Annotated in this window: 16 protein-coding genes; 9 read left to right on the plus strand and 7 right to left on the minus strand. The window is 39.2% G+C overall.

The window, feature by feature from the left end:
- The first annotated feature begins 220 nt into the window (after nucleotides 1-220).
- The 7 genes from WH223_RS10905 to WH223_RS10935 all read left to right on the plus strand — a co-directional run bounded on the left by WH223_RS10905 (nucleotide 221) and on the right by WH223_RS10935 (nucleotide 7053).
- A complete protein-coding gene (locus WH223_RS10905) occupies nucleotides 221-919 on the plus strand; it encodes a PASTA domain-containing protein (protein ID WP_340047674.1) in 699 nt (232 codons plus the stop codon).
- A gap of 13 nt (nucleotides 920-932) precedes the next feature.
- Nucleotides 933-1976, plus strand: a complete 1044-nt coding sequence (gene mltG / locus WH223_RS10910) for an endolytic transglycosylase MltG (RefSeq protein ID WP_340047675.1) — start codon at nucleotides 933-935, stop codon at nucleotides 1974-1976.
- Between the two features lie 54 nt (nucleotides 1977-2030).
- Entirely contained in the window at nucleotides 2031-2438 is a 408-nt protein-coding gene (locus tag WH223_RS10915) for an acyl-CoA thioesterase (RefSeq protein ID WP_340047676.1), read from the plus strand.
- A 3-nt stretch (nucleotides 2439-2441) separates the two neighbouring features.
- The gene (locus WH223_RS10920; RefSeq protein ID WP_340047677.1) at nucleotides 2442-3422 is read left to right on the plus strand and encodes a YihY/virulence factor BrkB family protein; all 981 of its coding nucleotides are present in this window, start codon (nucleotides 2442-2444) and stop codon (nucleotides 3420-3422) included.
- Nucleotides 3423-3577: 155 nt separating this feature from the next.
- Nucleotides 3578-5509 carry a 30S ribosomal protein S1 gene (rpsA, locus tag WH223_RS10925; RefSeq protein WP_340047678.1) on the plus strand — a complete coding sequence of 644 codons (1932 nt, stop codon included), beginning with the start codon at nucleotides 3578-3580 and terminating at the stop codon, nucleotides 5507-5509.
- A gap of 159 nt (nucleotides 5510-5668) precedes the next feature.
- Complete coding sequence (locus WH223_RS10930) at nucleotides 5669-6481, plus strand: metallophosphoesterase family protein (RefSeq protein WP_340047680.1); 813 nt, start codon at nucleotides 5669-5671, stop codon at nucleotides 6479-6481.
- Complete coding sequence (locus WH223_RS10935; protein ID WP_340047681.1) at nucleotides 6481-7053, plus strand: hypothetical protein; 573 nt, start codon at nucleotides 6481-6483, stop codon at nucleotides 7051-7053. The genes WH223_RS10930 and WH223_RS10935 overlap by 1 nt, the downstream gene beginning before the upstream one ends.
- A 42-nt stretch (nucleotides 7054-7095) precedes the next feature.
- Here the strand turns inward: WH223_RS10935 and WH223_RS10940 are convergent, their stop codons facing one another.
- Entirely contained in the window at nucleotides 7096-7974 is an 879-nt protein-coding gene (locus WH223_RS10940) for a pirin family protein (protein WP_340047682.1), read from the minus strand.
- 90 nt (nucleotides 7975-8064) lie between these two features.
- Nucleotides 8065-10023 carry a DNA topoisomerase (ATP-hydrolyzing) subunit B gene (gene gyrB, locus WH223_RS10945; protein ID WP_340047683.1) on the minus strand — a complete coding sequence of 653 codons (1959 nt, stop codon included), beginning with the start codon at nucleotides 10021-10023 and terminating at the stop codon, nucleotides 8065-8067.
- A 199-nt stretch (nucleotides 10024-10222) separates the two neighbouring features.
- Here gyrB and WH223_RS10950 point away from each other — a divergent pair, with 199 nt between their 5' ends.
- Together WH223_RS10950 and WH223_RS10955 are read left to right on the plus strand one after the other, a co-directional pair.
- The gene (locus WH223_RS10950) at nucleotides 10223-10846 is read left to right on the plus strand and encodes an OmpH family outer membrane protein (protein WP_340047684.1); all 624 of its coding nucleotides are present in this window, start codon (nucleotides 10223-10225) and stop codon (nucleotides 10844-10846) included.
- A gap of 136 nt (nucleotides 10847-10982) precedes the next feature.
- Nucleotides 10983-11861 carry a CorA family divalent cation transporter gene (locus tag WH223_RS10955; RefSeq protein WP_340047685.1) on the plus strand — a complete coding sequence of 293 codons (879 nt, stop codon included), beginning with the start codon at nucleotides 10983-10985 and terminating at the stop codon, nucleotides 11859-11861.
- Here WH223_RS10955 and tsaB read toward each other — a convergent pair whose 3' ends face one another.
- The 5 genes from tsaB to mscL form a co-directional block, all read right to left on the minus strand.
- Nucleotides 11862-12554, minus strand: a complete 693-nt coding sequence (gene tsaB / locus WH223_RS10960) for a tRNA (adenosine(37)-N6)-threonylcarbamoyltransferase complex dimerization subunit type 1 TsaB (RefSeq protein WP_340047687.1) — start codon at nucleotides 12552-12554, stop codon at nucleotides 11862-11864.
- Between the two features lie 9 nt (nucleotides 12555-12563).
- Nucleotides 12564-12818 carry a membrane protein insertion efficiency factor YidD gene (gene yidD, locus WH223_RS10965; RefSeq protein ID WP_340047688.1) on the minus strand — a complete coding sequence of 85 codons (255 nt, stop codon included), beginning with the start codon at nucleotides 12816-12818 and terminating at the stop codon, nucleotides 12564-12566.
- On the minus strand, nucleotides 12781-13188 hold the full coding sequence (locus WH223_RS10970; protein ID WP_340047689.1) for a ribonuclease P protein component: 408 nt from the start codon (nucleotides 13186-13188) through the stop codon (nucleotides 12781-12783). Before WH223_RS10970 ends, yidD begins: the two co-directional genes overlap by 38 nt.
- 51 nt (nucleotides 13189-13239) lie before the next feature.
- Nucleotides 13240-13398 carry a 50S ribosomal protein L34 gene (gene rpmH / locus WH223_RS10975; RefSeq protein WP_075991291.1) on the minus strand — a complete coding sequence of 53 codons (159 nt, stop codon included), beginning with the start codon at nucleotides 13396-13398 and terminating at the stop codon, nucleotides 13240-13242.
- 153 nt (nucleotides 13399-13551) lie between these two features.
- On the minus strand, nucleotides 13552-13956 hold the full coding sequence (gene mscL / locus WH223_RS10980; protein ID WP_340047692.1) for a large-conductance mechanosensitive channel protein MscL: 405 nt from the start codon (nucleotides 13954-13956) through the stop codon (nucleotides 13552-13554).
- Nucleotides 13957-13966: the final 10 nt, after the last annotated feature.

The following is a 13966-nucleotide window of genomic DNA, read 5'->3' on the forward strand; positions in this document are numbered from 1 at the left end:
TTTTATAAGATAGTAAACTAAATTGAGCTCGCTTGGTTTTTAATTATTGTTAAACGTAGACAAATATAATTTGCGTTACACGGAAAAACGAATAATTTTGCTTTATTAAAAATGTGAATGACGGCATAAGGCTGCATTTGTTTTTAAATATAAATTAACATCGATGTCAAAAATACTTTCGTATCTAAAAACGACTACCTTTCGGAAAAACATTGTTACAATGCTTATTGTAACCCTTCTTTTATTTTTAGGCTTATATTTTGGTCTGAAAGTATATACCAAACATGGTGACGCTATTGAGGTTCCCATCGTAAAAGGCATGCAAATCGAGCAAGCTATTGCAGTTTTAGAAAAAGCAAATCTGGAATACGAATTAGACTCTGTTTACCAAATGGACATGAAACCTGGATTGGTTATCGAGCAGGATCCCGAGGCTCATGCACATGTAAAAACTGGTAGAACGATCTACTTGACTTTTATAACGCAAATTTCGCCAGAGGTAGCTTTCCCAAATATCATCGACAAAACATTGATCGAAGCGACAGCAATCTTAAAAAACCAATCGCTTAAAATTGGGGACACCGTTTATGTATCAGATATTGCTAGAGACGTGGTATTAGATGTGAAATTCGCTGGACAACCCTTACAAAGTGGCCGTATGATAGCTAAAGGGTCGAAAATAACCTTAGTTTTAGGAAATGGACGCGGCAACAACGAGGTTGAATTACCGAATCTGATCGGCTTATCATTAAGTGAGGCACGCTTTGTGCTAAATGGTAGTGGACTAAACTTAGGTAAGATTTTGTACCAAGGTGGTGTCACGGATAGCCTCACGGCTAAAGTAATCAGCCAATCGCCAGATACAACAACACGCATCATCGGCATCGGCTCTCTAGTCAACTTAACACTATCCAACTAAGCGAAATAGCACTATGACAACGACTAAAAAACAGTTCCCAAAATGGTTAAAAATCACACTTGCGGTGGTTTTACTCCTTCTTGTTGCTATTGGATGGAAAGGCTATCAGCTCTTTTTTGCTGGCAATGTAACAGCGAAAGAGCAGTACCTATTTGTACATACCAATGCCACTTATGCTGATGTATTAAAAGAACTCCAAGATAAAGGCATCGTAGATGATGTAACAGGGTTTGACATTGTTGCCAAAAGCATGAAATACCCTAGCGCCGTGAAAGCAGGTCGCTATAAACTTACCGAAGGGATGTCGAATAGACGTTTGATTGGGAACTTACGTGGTGGCTATCAAGAGGCTGTAAAGTTCCGTTTTGAAAACTTACGCTTAAAAGAAAACTTCGCCGCTTTATTAGGCAACAACTTTGAAGCAGACTCAACTACGTTTGTTCATTTACTACAAAGCGACTCTGTAGCTCAAAAATTTGGCTTCAATACAGACAATTTTTTCAGCATGTTTATTCCAAATACGTACGAAATATTCTGGAACACAGAGCCTGAAAAAATATTCGCTCGCTTTCATGAGGAGTATCAACGTTTCTGGACAGCAGAACGTAAAGAAAAGGCTGCAGCCTTAAACCTAACACCTCAGCAAGTAAGTGTATTGGCATCTATAGTAAAGGGAGAAGCCCTTCACCGTGATGAGATGCCTGCTATCGCAGGACTATACCTTAACAGACTGAAAAAAGGAATGTTATTGCAGGCAGACCCTACCGTTATCTTTGCAAATAATGATTTCACTATCCGTCGTGTATTAAATCGTCATCTAACGATTGATAATCCATACAACACGTATAGATACAAAGGCTTGCCTCCAGGACCGATTATGCTTCCTAGCATTGCCTCAATTGATGCTGTATTGAATTACAAACATCACGACTATATTTATATGTGTGCTAAAGATGACTTCTCAGGCTACCATAATTTCGCCGTTACTGTAGCTGATCATTTGATCAACGCTCGTAAATTCCAACAAGCGCTAGACGCTCGAAATATTAAAAAATAAGCTATGCCTAGTGCATAGCTTATTTTCTTCCTTCCATCTATTATAATACCCTATATGTTTACGCACGAAACACAAATCCGAATCCGATACGCTGAAACCGACCAAATGGGCTATGTATATTACGGTAACTACGCTTCTTTCTATGAAGTAGCACGTACCGAAATGTTGCGCAGCACGGGCTTTTCCTACAAAAAGCTAGAAGAAATGGGCGTTATGCTTCCCGTAAAGGAAATGGTATGTAAATATATCCAACCAGCACGCTATGATGATTTAATCACCATAAAAACATACATCAAAGAAAAACCGCTCGTACGTCTACGCTTTGAGCATGAAATATTCAATGAAGAGGGAACGTTATTAAATACCGGAAGCACCGAATTGGTGTTCGTAGATATGCAGACGAAACGCCCATGCAAAGCACCTCAAATATTTCAAGACAAAATGAAGCCCTACTTTTCGTAACGTATGCAGCAGAAGCTACACCATAATCTACTTAGGTTTAAATCCTACGCTTCCTTCATTGAATGGACGAAACGTGCCGTTATACCCGGCTTTGGATCACTCCCTTTGTATACGGTGTTTGCTTTCTTTTTTCAAGAAATTGCACGCGAGTCGATATTGAATAAAGCATCTTCGCTAGCCTATAACTTTATGCTAGCGATATTTCCAGGAATCTTATTCCTCTTCACGCTGATTCCATACATTCCGGTAAACAACTTTCAGCAAAAGCTCCTCGACCTCATCCAGGTGGCTCTCCCACATAATGCTTACGAGGTTTTACAAACCACCTTGGAAGATATCGTTAAGAAGCAAAATTCAGGCTTACTATCAATCGGTTTCCTGTTAGCGGCATTTTTTGCAACAAACGGAATGACAACGCTCATGTTAGCCTTTAATAAAGCATCATTAGCAAAAGAACAACGCAGTTGGCTGCGGAAGCGACTCATCGCTACAGGCTTATCATTCGGCATCATCCTCGCCTTAGCGGTTGGCATCACTATTTTCACCCTTACCGGACTTGTCATCAACTACTTAAAAGCACATATTGACTACGATTTATCATGGTTCTGGGCCTTCATTATTGGCTGCTCCCGCTGGATCGTGCTCTTTGGCATCTATTTCATGACTGTCAGCATGCTCTATAAATTTGGACCTAGTGATGCTAAAAAGTGGAAATTCTTCAATGCTGGGGCTACACTAGCCACCATCTTAGCGATATTGACATTTACCGGCTTCACCTTTTACATTAATAATTTTGGGGCCTACAACAAGCTTTATGGCTCTATTGGGACACTTATTGTGGTGATGATTTGGATGTACTTAAACTCCTTAATCCTGCTCATAGGATTCGAGCTCAATGCAGCTATCGCACTATCCAAACAGACGATACGCTATGTAAAACCAAAGGTTTACAACGCCTTCAGGACCAACGAAGAGGAAAACTAGCCTACTCCTACTCAGGCTTTATGTGACACAAAAAATATTGTTGCTAGGGCCAACTATACTACATTCGACTTTTTTTAAACTTAATCTCTTGTATATAAAAGTTTTTCGTATTTTTGCAGTCCCTACAATGTGGGGAAAAGGAGATTAATTAATTAATGGCAAAAAAACAAGAAGCAGAAAAAGAGTTAGCGGCGAAAAACGCAGAGCTACAAGGTGCTGACACTAAAGTAGTGAAAGACACTGAGAAAATTGAATCTGAAGCAGATTCAACTTTGATTGACCAAATCAAATCTAACACGTGGAGCACACCAGAAGGTGACTTCGATTGGGATCTTGATGAGAAAGCGTTTGGTAGCTACAGCACAGCTGAGCGTACTAAACTAGAAGAACAATACGCTGGTACTTTCAACCAAATTAACCAAGGTGAAATTATCGAAGGTGTTGTTGTTTCTATCAACAACAAAGATGTTGTTTTGAACGTTGGTTTTAAATCAGACGGTCTTGTAGCATTATCTGAGTTCCGTGACTTACCTGACTTAAAAGTAGGTGATACTGTTGACGTATTTGTTGAATCGCAAGAGGATGCAAACGGTCAATTGATCTTATCCCGCAAACGTGCTAAAACACAAAGATCTTGGGAAACTATCAATGCGGCATTGGAAAATGACACTATCATTGACGGTTTTGTAAAATCACGCACAAAAGGTGGTTTAATCGTTGACATCAAAGGTGTAGAAGCTTTCTTACCTGGATCTCAAATCGATATCAAACCTATCCGTGACTACGATATCTACGTTGGTAAAACAATGGAATTTAAAGTAGTAAAAATCAACCACGAATTTAAAAACGTTGTTGTTTCTCACAAAGTGTTAATCGAGGACGATTTAGAAAACCAAAAATCTGAAATCGTTGCGAAATTAGAAAAAGGTCAAGTATTAGAAGGAACAGTTAAAAATATCACTGACTTCGGTGTGTTCATCGATTTAGGTGGTGTTGACGGTTTACTTCACATTACTGATATCTCTTGGGGCCGTATCGAGCATCCAAAAGAAGTTTTAGCTCTTGATCAAACAATCAACGTTGTTGTATTGGATTTTGATGATGAGAAAAAACGTATCGCTTTAGGTTTAAAACAATTATCAGAGCACCCTTGGGAGTCTTTAAGCAAAGACTTAGTAGTTGGTTCTAAGGTAAAAGGTAAAATCGTAACTGTTGCAGATTACGGTGCTTTCTTAGAAATCATCCCAGGTGTTGAAGGTTTAATCCACGTTTCTGAAATGTCTTGGTCACAAAACTTACGTTCTCCACAAGAGTTCTTAAAAGTTTCTGACGAGATCGAAGCGGAAGTATTAACATTAGACCGTGATGATCGTAAAATGAGTTTAGGTATCAAACAATTGACTCCTGATCCATGGAAAAACATCACTGAGCGTTACCCTATCGGTTCTAAACAAAATGCTGTAGTTAAAAACATGACTAACTTCGGTGTTTTCGTAGAATTAGAAGACGGTATCGATGGTTTAATCCACATCTCTGACTTATCATGGTCTAAAAAAATCAACCACCCTAACGAATTCACTAAAGTTGGTGAAAGCTTAGACGTAGTTGTTTTAGAACTTGACGAAGAAAACCGTAAGTTATCTTTAGGTCACAAACAATTAGAAGAAAACCCTTGGGATACATTCGAAACCATCTTCACTGAAGGTTCTGTACACGAAGGAACAGTAATCAAAGTTGGTGACAAAGGTGATATCGTAGCTTTACAGTACGGTGTTGAAGGCTTCTGCCCGAACAAACACTCTGTGAAAGAAGACGGTAACGCATTGAAAGTTGACGAAGTTGCTGAATTCAAAATCATTGAGTTCAACAAAGAAAACAAACGTTTAGTTATCTCTCACTCACGTATTTGGGAAGATCACAAAGCGGAAGTTCGTATCGAAGAGTTCAACGCACGTAAAAAAGAAGCTAAAGCAGCTACTTCAGCTGTGAAAAAAGTAAAAGACTCTGTTGAGAAATCTACTTTAGGTGACTTAGACGTTCTTGCACAATTGAAAGAACAAATGGAAGGTGACGAGAAAAAAGGTTAATCCTTTTCGTTACATTTCTAAATCATAGAAGATCCCCAATCGCAAGGTTGGGGATTTTTTTTGATTGTACTTTTTTATTGACTTTTTGATTACAATAGTTAAAAAATTAATAATTAACATTGTAGTTCTTTAAAGTCAAATCCAAGAATCAGTTTCATAATGCGTATTTATTTAAGCATCATATGCTCTTTAATCATTTTTATCTCCACAACATCCTGTGATCGTTACTTTCAATACTCTGTGTTGGAAGTAAAACCCTTAGCACGCGATTTAAATCTGACGGCTATCAATGAAATAAAACAACTTCCTATACACGACAAATTCAGTTTCTTAATCATAGCTGACACACAAATAGCCTATGATGAACTCGCAGATTTCGTTAAACATGCCAATAAGATAGACGACGACAGTATCTCCTTTATTCTCCATGGAGGTGATTTTACTGACTATGGAGCCAACTTTGAGTACAATTACTACTATGATATCATCAAGAAAATAAAGTTCCCTGTCGTTGGCGTAATCGGGAATCATGATATGCTGGGCAACGGAAGAGAGATATTTCGTAAATACTTTGGCCCCGAAAACTTTAGCTTCAACTACGGACGGACAAAGTTTATTGTTTTTAATAACAATTCTAGAGAATTGGCCTTTGATGGCACACTACCCAACTTGGAATGGATAGAGGGAGAGATAAAAAACACCAACGACACTATTCGTAATATATTCTACTTATCGCATGTGCCTCCGATGTCGTCAGATTTTGACCCTAGCAAAGTAGATGCTTTCTATAAGGTGCTAACAAGCCATCCAAAGGCACGTTATTCCATACATGGCCACACCCATTCATATGAATTTGTACGCCCTTATGGCGATGACTTAGACTACTTAATTGCACCAACTTTACTCTACCGTTCCTATGTAAAAGTATCTGTGGACGGCGAAGATGTTTCCCAAGAAATACGCTATTTTTAATGAAGAAGATTATTCTATTTTTAATCGCCTATTTGGCGTATGGCAGCACTATGGCCCAAGAACAACAGAAAAGCTGGCTCTATAAAGTAATGCCCGACAATGTGAAGGTTCAACATGCTGGAAACATCGGGTTCATATCTGCAGGAATAGGCTACGTCAGTAAAAATGAAAAATGGAAGGGGGATTTAATGTATGGTTTTGTTCCTGCCAAGTATGCCGATGACCCTATCAACTCCATTACATTGAAAGCGAAGTTCGCGCCCATCAATCGTGCGTATGAAAATGATATTAAAGTAAACTGGCTTCATACAGGAATGTTTTTAAATTACTCCTTTGGAGAGCAATATTTCTTAGGCTTGCCCGATTACTATGATAAGGGCTATTACTATTTCCCGACCTCATTACAACTGGGCTTATTTGCCGGTAGCGAAATACGCTATAAAAAAATAGGCGCCTATTATGAGGTAGGCACCACGGAAAAACATTTAATAAACTACGTAAAAAACACGAAGTCTTTAAATTTCAATAACCTCTGGAATTTCAGCATTGGGATTGTTTATCACTTAAAATAAACAATCCCAATACTAAAAAGTAGTAATTATACGATTGAATTGCTAAAAGCGAGATTCCGGCAAAGGAACATAGCCATCATCGTTGCGTACTTTTGGAAATTCATGATTACGCCATTTTTCCTTAGCTTCCTCCAGCGTGTCTTTACTGGTAGCCACAAAATTCCATGAGATAAAACGTTCCTCCGGAAATGGGGTACCGCCAAAGATATAAACCGTACTATTGGCTTCTAAAGTAAAACTACAAAGACTCGCATCCGTAGTGATAAGAATCTGCTTCTCTCCATAACGGTGATCCTGGCTACGAACAGCTCCTTCAAGGATATAAAGACCACTCTCTCCAAAAAGATGACTACCAATATCTATAAGCCGCTCCTCCTCTGTTTTTATCTCTATCATATAGAGCGGAGAATATACGGGCACGGGAGATTTCTTACCTAATGCTTCACCAGCAATCAGACGGTAGCTTACACCGTTCTCTTCCCAATGGGGAATATCTTTTTGTTCAATATGAGAAAACTCAGGATTCATAAATTCAAGATCCTTCGGCAAAGCCACCCAAATTTGCAATCCATGTAAGAACTTATCTTTATGGCGTAAATATTCGGGCGTACGCTCCGAGTGAGTGACAGCCTTACCGGCAGTCATCCAGTTTACTGCACCAGGCTCAATAACAAGCTCATTGCCCATACTATCGCGATGCATAATAGCGCCATCAAATAAATACGTTAGCGTAGATAAGCCTATATGTGGATGTGGTGGAACATCTAAGTTTTCATAATCTGCTAGACAGGTAGGCCCCATATGATCAATAAAGACAAAAGGACCGATAGATCTCTTCTGCCGAAAAGGCAATAAACGACCGACCAAAAAGTTGCCAATATTAGCAGCTTTCTCTTCATGTATAAAATCTATATTCGACATAAACCTATTTTATATGTTACAACAAGGTACAAATAAAAATCCCAACCTAAAAGGTTGGGATTTCCAATTTATAGCGTGTTAACGAATATTTTAGATGTCAATACGTGCATAACGGGCATTACGCTCGATAAAGTCTCGACGAGGAGCAACCTCATCACCCATCAACATAGAGAAGATACGATCACACTCTGCAGCATTCTGAATCGTCACCTGACGTAAAGTACGGTGCTCAGGATCCATAGTCGTTTGCCACAACTGCTCCGCATTCATCTCTCCAAGACCTTTATAACGCTGTACGTGAACAGAATCTTCTTTACCACCACCTTTCAGGCGCTGGATAGCAGAAAGACGCTGATCTTCGTTCCATGCATATTCAAACTCTTTACCTTTCTTCACCATATATAAAGGAGGCGTAGCGATATAGACGTATCCTTTTTCGATAAGCTCTTTCATATAACGGAAGTAGAACGTCAAAATTAATGTTGCAATGTGGGAACCATCCACATCCGCATCCGTCATGATGACAATCTTATGGTAGCGTAGTTTCTCTATGTTAAGTGCTTTAGAATCTTCAGCTGTTCCGACACTCACCCCTAATGCGGTGAACATGTTCTTGATCTCTTCGTTTTCGTAGATCTTATGCTCCATTGCTTTCTCTACGTTCAAGATCTTACCACGTAGTGGCATGATTGCTTGAAAACGACGGTCACGGCCTTGTTTTGCCGTACCACCCGCGGAATCTCCCTCGACGAAGAAAATTTCACATTGTTTTGGATCACTATCAGAACAATCGGCTAGTTTACCTGGCAAACCAGATCCACCCATTACCGTTTTACGTTGTACAAGCTCACGCGCTTTACGTGCTGCCGCACGCGCTTGAGCGGCAATAACAACTTTCTGTACGATAGTTTTAGCCTCACGTGGGTTCTCTTCTAGGTAAGCACCTAGAATTTCGCCTACAGCCATATCTACCGCACCCATCACCTCATTATTTCCTAATTTGGTCTTCGTCTGTCCCTCAAACTGAGGCTCTGCAACTTTAACAGAAATTACAGCTGTTAATCCCTCACGGAAATCATCACCAGTAATATCTACTTTTAAGTTTTTCAGTAAACCAGACTTATCCGCATAAGCTTTCAACGTACGTGTTAATCCACGACGGAAACCTGCTACGTGTGTACCTCCTTCAATCGTATTAATATTGTTTACGTAAGAATGTACATTCTCCGCATACGTATCGTTGTACTGTAAAGCCAACTCGACAGGAATACCTTGCTTGATACCTTCAACATAGATAGGATCAGGAATAAGCGAGTGTCTCGTTCCATCTAAGAACTTAACAAACTCCTGAAGACCACCTTCAGAGTAATATTCATCCGATTTAAAAGCACCATTCTCTACGACCTCACGCTCATCAGTTAATGACAAACGAACACCTTTATTCAAGAATGCTAACTCGCGTAAACGGTTAGCCAAGGTATCGTAGTTGTACGTAGTGGTCATGGTAAAGATCTCCGGATCTGGATGGAACGTTACAATGGTACCCGTAATATCACTTACACCAATGGCTTTAACTTCGTACATAGGTTTTCCTTTTTCATACTCTTGTTGAAAAATTTGACCATCACGATGTACTACGGCCGACAAGTGTGTAGATAGGGCATTCACACAGGAAACCCCCACACCGTGCAAACCACCGGAAACTTTGTAGGTATCTTTATCAAATTTACCACCCGCGTGGAGAATCGTCATAACGAGCTCCAAGGCTGATTTATTTTCTTTTTTGTTAATGCCCGTAGGAATACCACGACCATTATCTTTCACAGAAATCGAATTATCCTGATGGATGGTAACATAGATATCTGTACAATATCCAGCAACGGCCTCATCAATGGAGTTATCCACAACCTCGTATACCAGGTGGTGTAAGCCTTTTACACCCGTATCCCCAATATACATGGAAGGCCTCTTACGTACTGCTTCTAACCCCTCTAATACCTGGATATTATCCGCCGAATACGTTGATGTGTTTTTGTTTTCTTCGCCCATGAAATTAAATTAAAATGACTACTGTTTAACATTCAAATATACGAAATTTTTACCTAAAAACCGAACATTCAACAATCTATTTACGCAGTTAGGAGGGTACAAAAAAGCATCTTTTTTAGCAAGAATACATGCCACGTACTGAATATTTAATTTTTTTATATTAGGTTTGTTTTTTGAACATGGAAAAACTAAAAAAATAATGAATAAACTATTTACAACCTTATCAAAAGTATCTTTAGGTCTTGCGTTAACTGCTACGGTAGTTGCCTGCAACCAAGGTGCTAAAACAGGAGCAGCATCTTCTTCTGATTCAACAAAAACAGTAGCAACGACAGCAGCGAAAGAAGAAAAAATTGTTTACATCAATTCGGACTCTCTTTCTGAAAAATATGAATACTTCAAAGACATTAGAACTAAAATGGAAGCTAAAGTCAAAAAAGCACAAGGCGACTTGCAAGCTAAAGGACAGGCATTCCAACGTGAAGTAGCAGAATACCAACAAAAAGCTGGTGGTATGAGCGCTTCAGAGCGTCAAGCTACAGAAGAGAAATTAGCACGTAAACAAGATGAGCTTGGCCGTTTAGATCAAAATGCTTCTTCTTCTATCGCTCAAGATGAAAGTGCCGAATTCAACAACGTATACAACGCAATCACAGAATACTTAAAAAGACATGCGGAAGAGAATGGCTACACATTGGTGTTGACGTACTCTAAATCAAACCCAACTGTTTTATATGCTGATTCTAAATTGGACATCACTAACAGCGTTATTGAGTCGTTGAACAAAGAATACAAAAGCAAACAAACGAAAGACAAAAAATAGTCTTTCGACTTTTAAATAGAAACAGGGGCTTAACGCAATCGCGATGAAGCCCCTGTTTGTTTATGTTCAAATTGATTCGTAATTTGTCGTAAACTAGCTCCCAAAATGTATGGTAAGAACGATTCTAGAAAAAAAGATGAATACACCCTTTCAGTGGATTGATGTTCAAGATCCGACGAGAGAGGAGCTTCTTGTACTCAAAGAACAGTTCCATCTACATGACGCTTCCATCGATGATTGTCTACAAATCGGACAACTTCCCAAAATAGAAGAGTTTCATAATTATTATTTTCTGATTATTCGATCCATACCTACCTCATTTGATAACTTTGCCGACACCCTGACGGAGATAACAGAACGCGTATCTGTCTTTTTTAGCGAAGATTATATCATCACTGTACACCGTGGGAGAATCGACTACCTTGAAAAAATAGCCGAGACATTTAAGCCTAGCAAATTACATACGAGTAAATTTTTCATCAATCACTTAACGGCTGAAGCATTAAAAACCTTTGAAAACCTCGTTATCAATAAGCTTAATATTCAACTAGACAGCTATGAGGAGATTGTATTTCTTAAGAAGAGGAAAAAGAATTTTGTTAGGCAACTGTACTATATCAAAAGACAAACGGATCACATTCGTATTATCCTGACGTTATACCAAGACATCGTAGACTTCTTTCATCTATCGGCCTTTAAGAATGTCTATACACAAGACTTGAAGGATATCTATGCCCGTGCGACTACCTTGTATCGAAATAGTGCCGAGAACACATCGCAATTGCTCAGTATCTACTTCAACATGGAATCCAACCATACGAATGATATTATGCGCACCTTGACGATTATATCGGTGTTCTTTATGCCACTAACCTTTATCGTGGGTGTATATGGCATGAACTTCCGTAATATGCCCGAACTGGAATGGGATTACGGCTACCCACTTATCATGCTACTCATGGTTATGTTAGCGCTTATCATCTATTTCTGGTTTAAGCGCAAACGATGGCTTTAACTAGCGTTTTTTAGGTGTTGAAACCATAAAATCTTTAAGATAGAAGGGTTCAAAATAAATTAAATCTTCAAATAGACCTGCCTCAAACTTCTGGTAAGCATTTGCCGAGAAATGGCCTGCTGCATTATGAAATTCAGTGACAATACGGATATGCTCCTGCCCTTCAAAAAGGGGAACAAATTTATCAGCACCACTACCAAAAAGGATAAAATCACCCGTTGTACCGAAAGACGTCTCATCAACAATCTTAGCTTCAGTAGGCGCTAAAACATTGCCTTGCTGATCATATACCGCAGTATATACCTCCATTCGGCGTGCGTCAATCATCGGTAACAAACGACTGTCGGCTCCCACGACTGTTTGCCCTTGGCCAATAAAACCAGCTAACATAGCGTCTAAGGTGTTAATAGCTAAAAGAGGTATATCCAAAGCATAACATAAGCCTTTGGCCGCAGACACGCCAATACGTAAGCCTGTATAAGAACCTGGCCCCATACTTACAGCCACAGCAGCAAGCATAGCTTTCGAAATTCCTGCTTGTGCCAATACTTCATCTACGAAAACCGTCAAATGACTGGCATGCATATTTGGGGATGCTCCCGAAATCTCTGCAATACAAACACCATTTTTACTGACAGCCACCGAACAATCTGGCGTAGCCGTTTCAATCTGCAAGATATAGACCTCTTTCATACATTAAAATTATGGGACTGGGTCATGACCATGACCACCCCAAGGATTACAGCTTAAAATTCTTTTAATGGCCAACCAACCACCTTTAAAAGGGCCATATTTTAAAATGGCTTCTTTACTATATTGAGAACAAGTGGGGGTATAACGGCAATTGGCTCCCAAAAAAGGAGATATAAAACGCTGGTAAAAGCGAATAATCAGAACAAACAGCACACGTAGTGGCCATTTAATCAGTTTTTCCCAAACAACGTGTAGTAACTTCATCCTTTATTTTAGTAATCAAGAGTCCCATACGTTCCTGCATATAGGCAAAAGGAACTTCCTCTTTCCCAACATACTGAAAAGCGATAAGCGAATTTAAGGAATGTTCTTCAAGAAAAACGTAGAGATCCGTCTTTTGTAAACGATAGGCTTCACGCATCCTTCTTTTTAGGAGGTTACGATCCACAGCGTGCTTAAACCGTCTTTTGGGTACGGATATAATGCACTGTACAGGACGCGGTAGGGATTCTTTAGGAAGCGGTTGAAGCACCACTCGGAAAGGATACAAAACAAAAGAAAAACCATTATGGAAAAGACTATCAATAAGCCTCTTGCTACATAATCGTTCTTCTTTTGTAAATGTATAGTTCATGATGACCAGTTGCCAGCTAAACAGCTCGGATCGAGTCACCGGCAAATTTTACTATCCTTTGTGACGGTATTCGTCAGAAACAGTAAGGCGTTTTCTGCCTTTTGCTCTACGAGATGCAAGTACTCTTCTACCGTTAGCAGAACTCATGCGCTCTCTAAATCCGTGTTTATTTCTTCTTTTTCTTTGCGAAGGCTGAAATGTTCTTTTCATGACGCTATTATGCTTATATTAATATTTTGTGATCAATTTATCTCCCTACAAGGGAACGCAAAATTACAGTTTATTTAGAAATTACACAAGTATTCTTTGAAATAAAATCTAAAAACCCAATGTATCATGCGAATAAACAACCTAGAAGGCTACTTATTTTTTCAATAAGTCCCGGATCTCGGTCAATAATAACTCTTCTTTGGATGGTGCAGGCTCTGCAGCAGGTTCTGTTGGTTTTTCTTTGCTTAATGAATTTAAGCCTTTAATTACTAAGAAAATACAGAAAGCAATAATTGTAAACTGAACAATCACGTTAATAAAACTACCATAACGAATAGCAACTTCTGTTGCTCCTGTTGCGGCATTGGCTTCCGTGATAACGTACTTAAAGGTAGAAAAATCAACTTTACCGATAACCACACCAATGGCAGGCATAACGATATCGTCAACGAGTGACGTTACGATTTTACCAAAAGCACCACCGATAACCACACCGACTGCCAGGTCGATAACATTGCCGCGCATGGCGAACTCTTTAAATTCTTTAAAAAATCCCATATTTTGTCTA

The sequence above is a fragment of the Sphingobacterium sp. MYb382 genome, from assembly GCF_037572665.1.
GTDB lineage: Bacteria > Bacteroidota > Bacteroidia > Sphingobacteriales > Sphingobacteriaceae > Sphingobacterium.

Excerpts from the sequence above, each read along its gene's own strand:
- WH223_RS10950 (WP_340047684.1), top strand. The coding sequence starts at position 10,223 with ATGAATAAACTATTTACAACCTTATCAAAAGTATCTTTAGGTCTTGCG.
- WH223_RS10955 (WP_340047685.1), top strand. The coding sequence starts at position 10,983 with ATGAATACACCCTTTCAGTGGATTGATGTTCAAGATCCGACGAGAGAG.
- rpsA (WP_340047678.1), top strand. The coding sequence starts at position 3,578 with ATGGCAAAAAAACAAGAAGCAGAAAAAGAGTTAGCGGCGAAAAACGCA.
- WH223_RS10935 (WP_340047681.1), top strand. The coding sequence starts at position 6,481 with ATGAAGAAGATTATTCTATTTTTAATCGCCTATTTGGCGTATGGCAGC.
- gyrB (WP_340047683.1), bottom strand. The coding sequence starts at position 10,023 with ATGGGCGAAGAAAACAAAAACACATCAACGTATTCGGCGGATAATATC.
- tsaB (WP_340047687.1), bottom strand. The coding sequence starts at position 12,554 with ATGAAAGAGGTCTATATCTTGCAGATTGAAACGGCTACGCCAGATTGT.
- WH223_RS10940 (WP_340047682.1), bottom strand. The coding sequence starts at position 7,974 with ATGTCGAATATAGATTTTATACATGAAGAGAAAGCTGCTAATATTGGC.
- WH223_RS10970 (WP_340047689.1), bottom strand. The coding sequence starts at position 13,188 with ATGAACTATACATTTACAAAAGAAGAACGATTATGTAGCAAGAGGCTT.
- rpmH (WP_075991291.1), bottom strand. The coding sequence starts at position 13,398 with ATGAAAAGAACATTTCAGCCTTCGCAAAGAAAAAGAAGAAATAAACAC.
- mscL (WP_340047692.1), bottom strand. The coding sequence starts at position 13,956 with ATGGGATTTTTTAAAGAATTTAAAGAGTTCGCCATGCGCGGCAATGTT.
- mltG (WP_340047675.1), top strand. The coding sequence starts at position 933 with ATGACAACGACTAAAAAACAGTTCCCAAAATGGTTAAAAATCACACTT.
- WH223_RS10905 (WP_340047674.1), top strand. The coding sequence starts at position 221 with ATGCTTATTGTAACCCTTCTTTTATTTTTAGGCTTATATTTTGGTCTG.
- WH223_RS10915 (WP_340047676.1), top strand. The coding sequence starts at position 2,031 with ATGTTTACGCACGAAACACAAATCCGAATCCGATACGCTGAAACCGAC.
- WH223_RS10920 (WP_340047677.1), top strand. The coding sequence starts at position 2,442 with ATGCAGCAGAAGCTACACCATAATCTACTTAGGTTTAAATCCTACGCT.
- yidD (WP_340047688.1), bottom strand. The coding sequence starts at position 12,818 with ATGAAGTTACTACACGTTGTTTGGGAAAAACTGATTAAATGGCCACTA.
- WH223_RS10930 (WP_340047680.1), top strand. The coding sequence starts at position 5,669 with ATGCGTATTTATTTAAGCATCATATGCTCTTTAATCATTTTTATCTCC.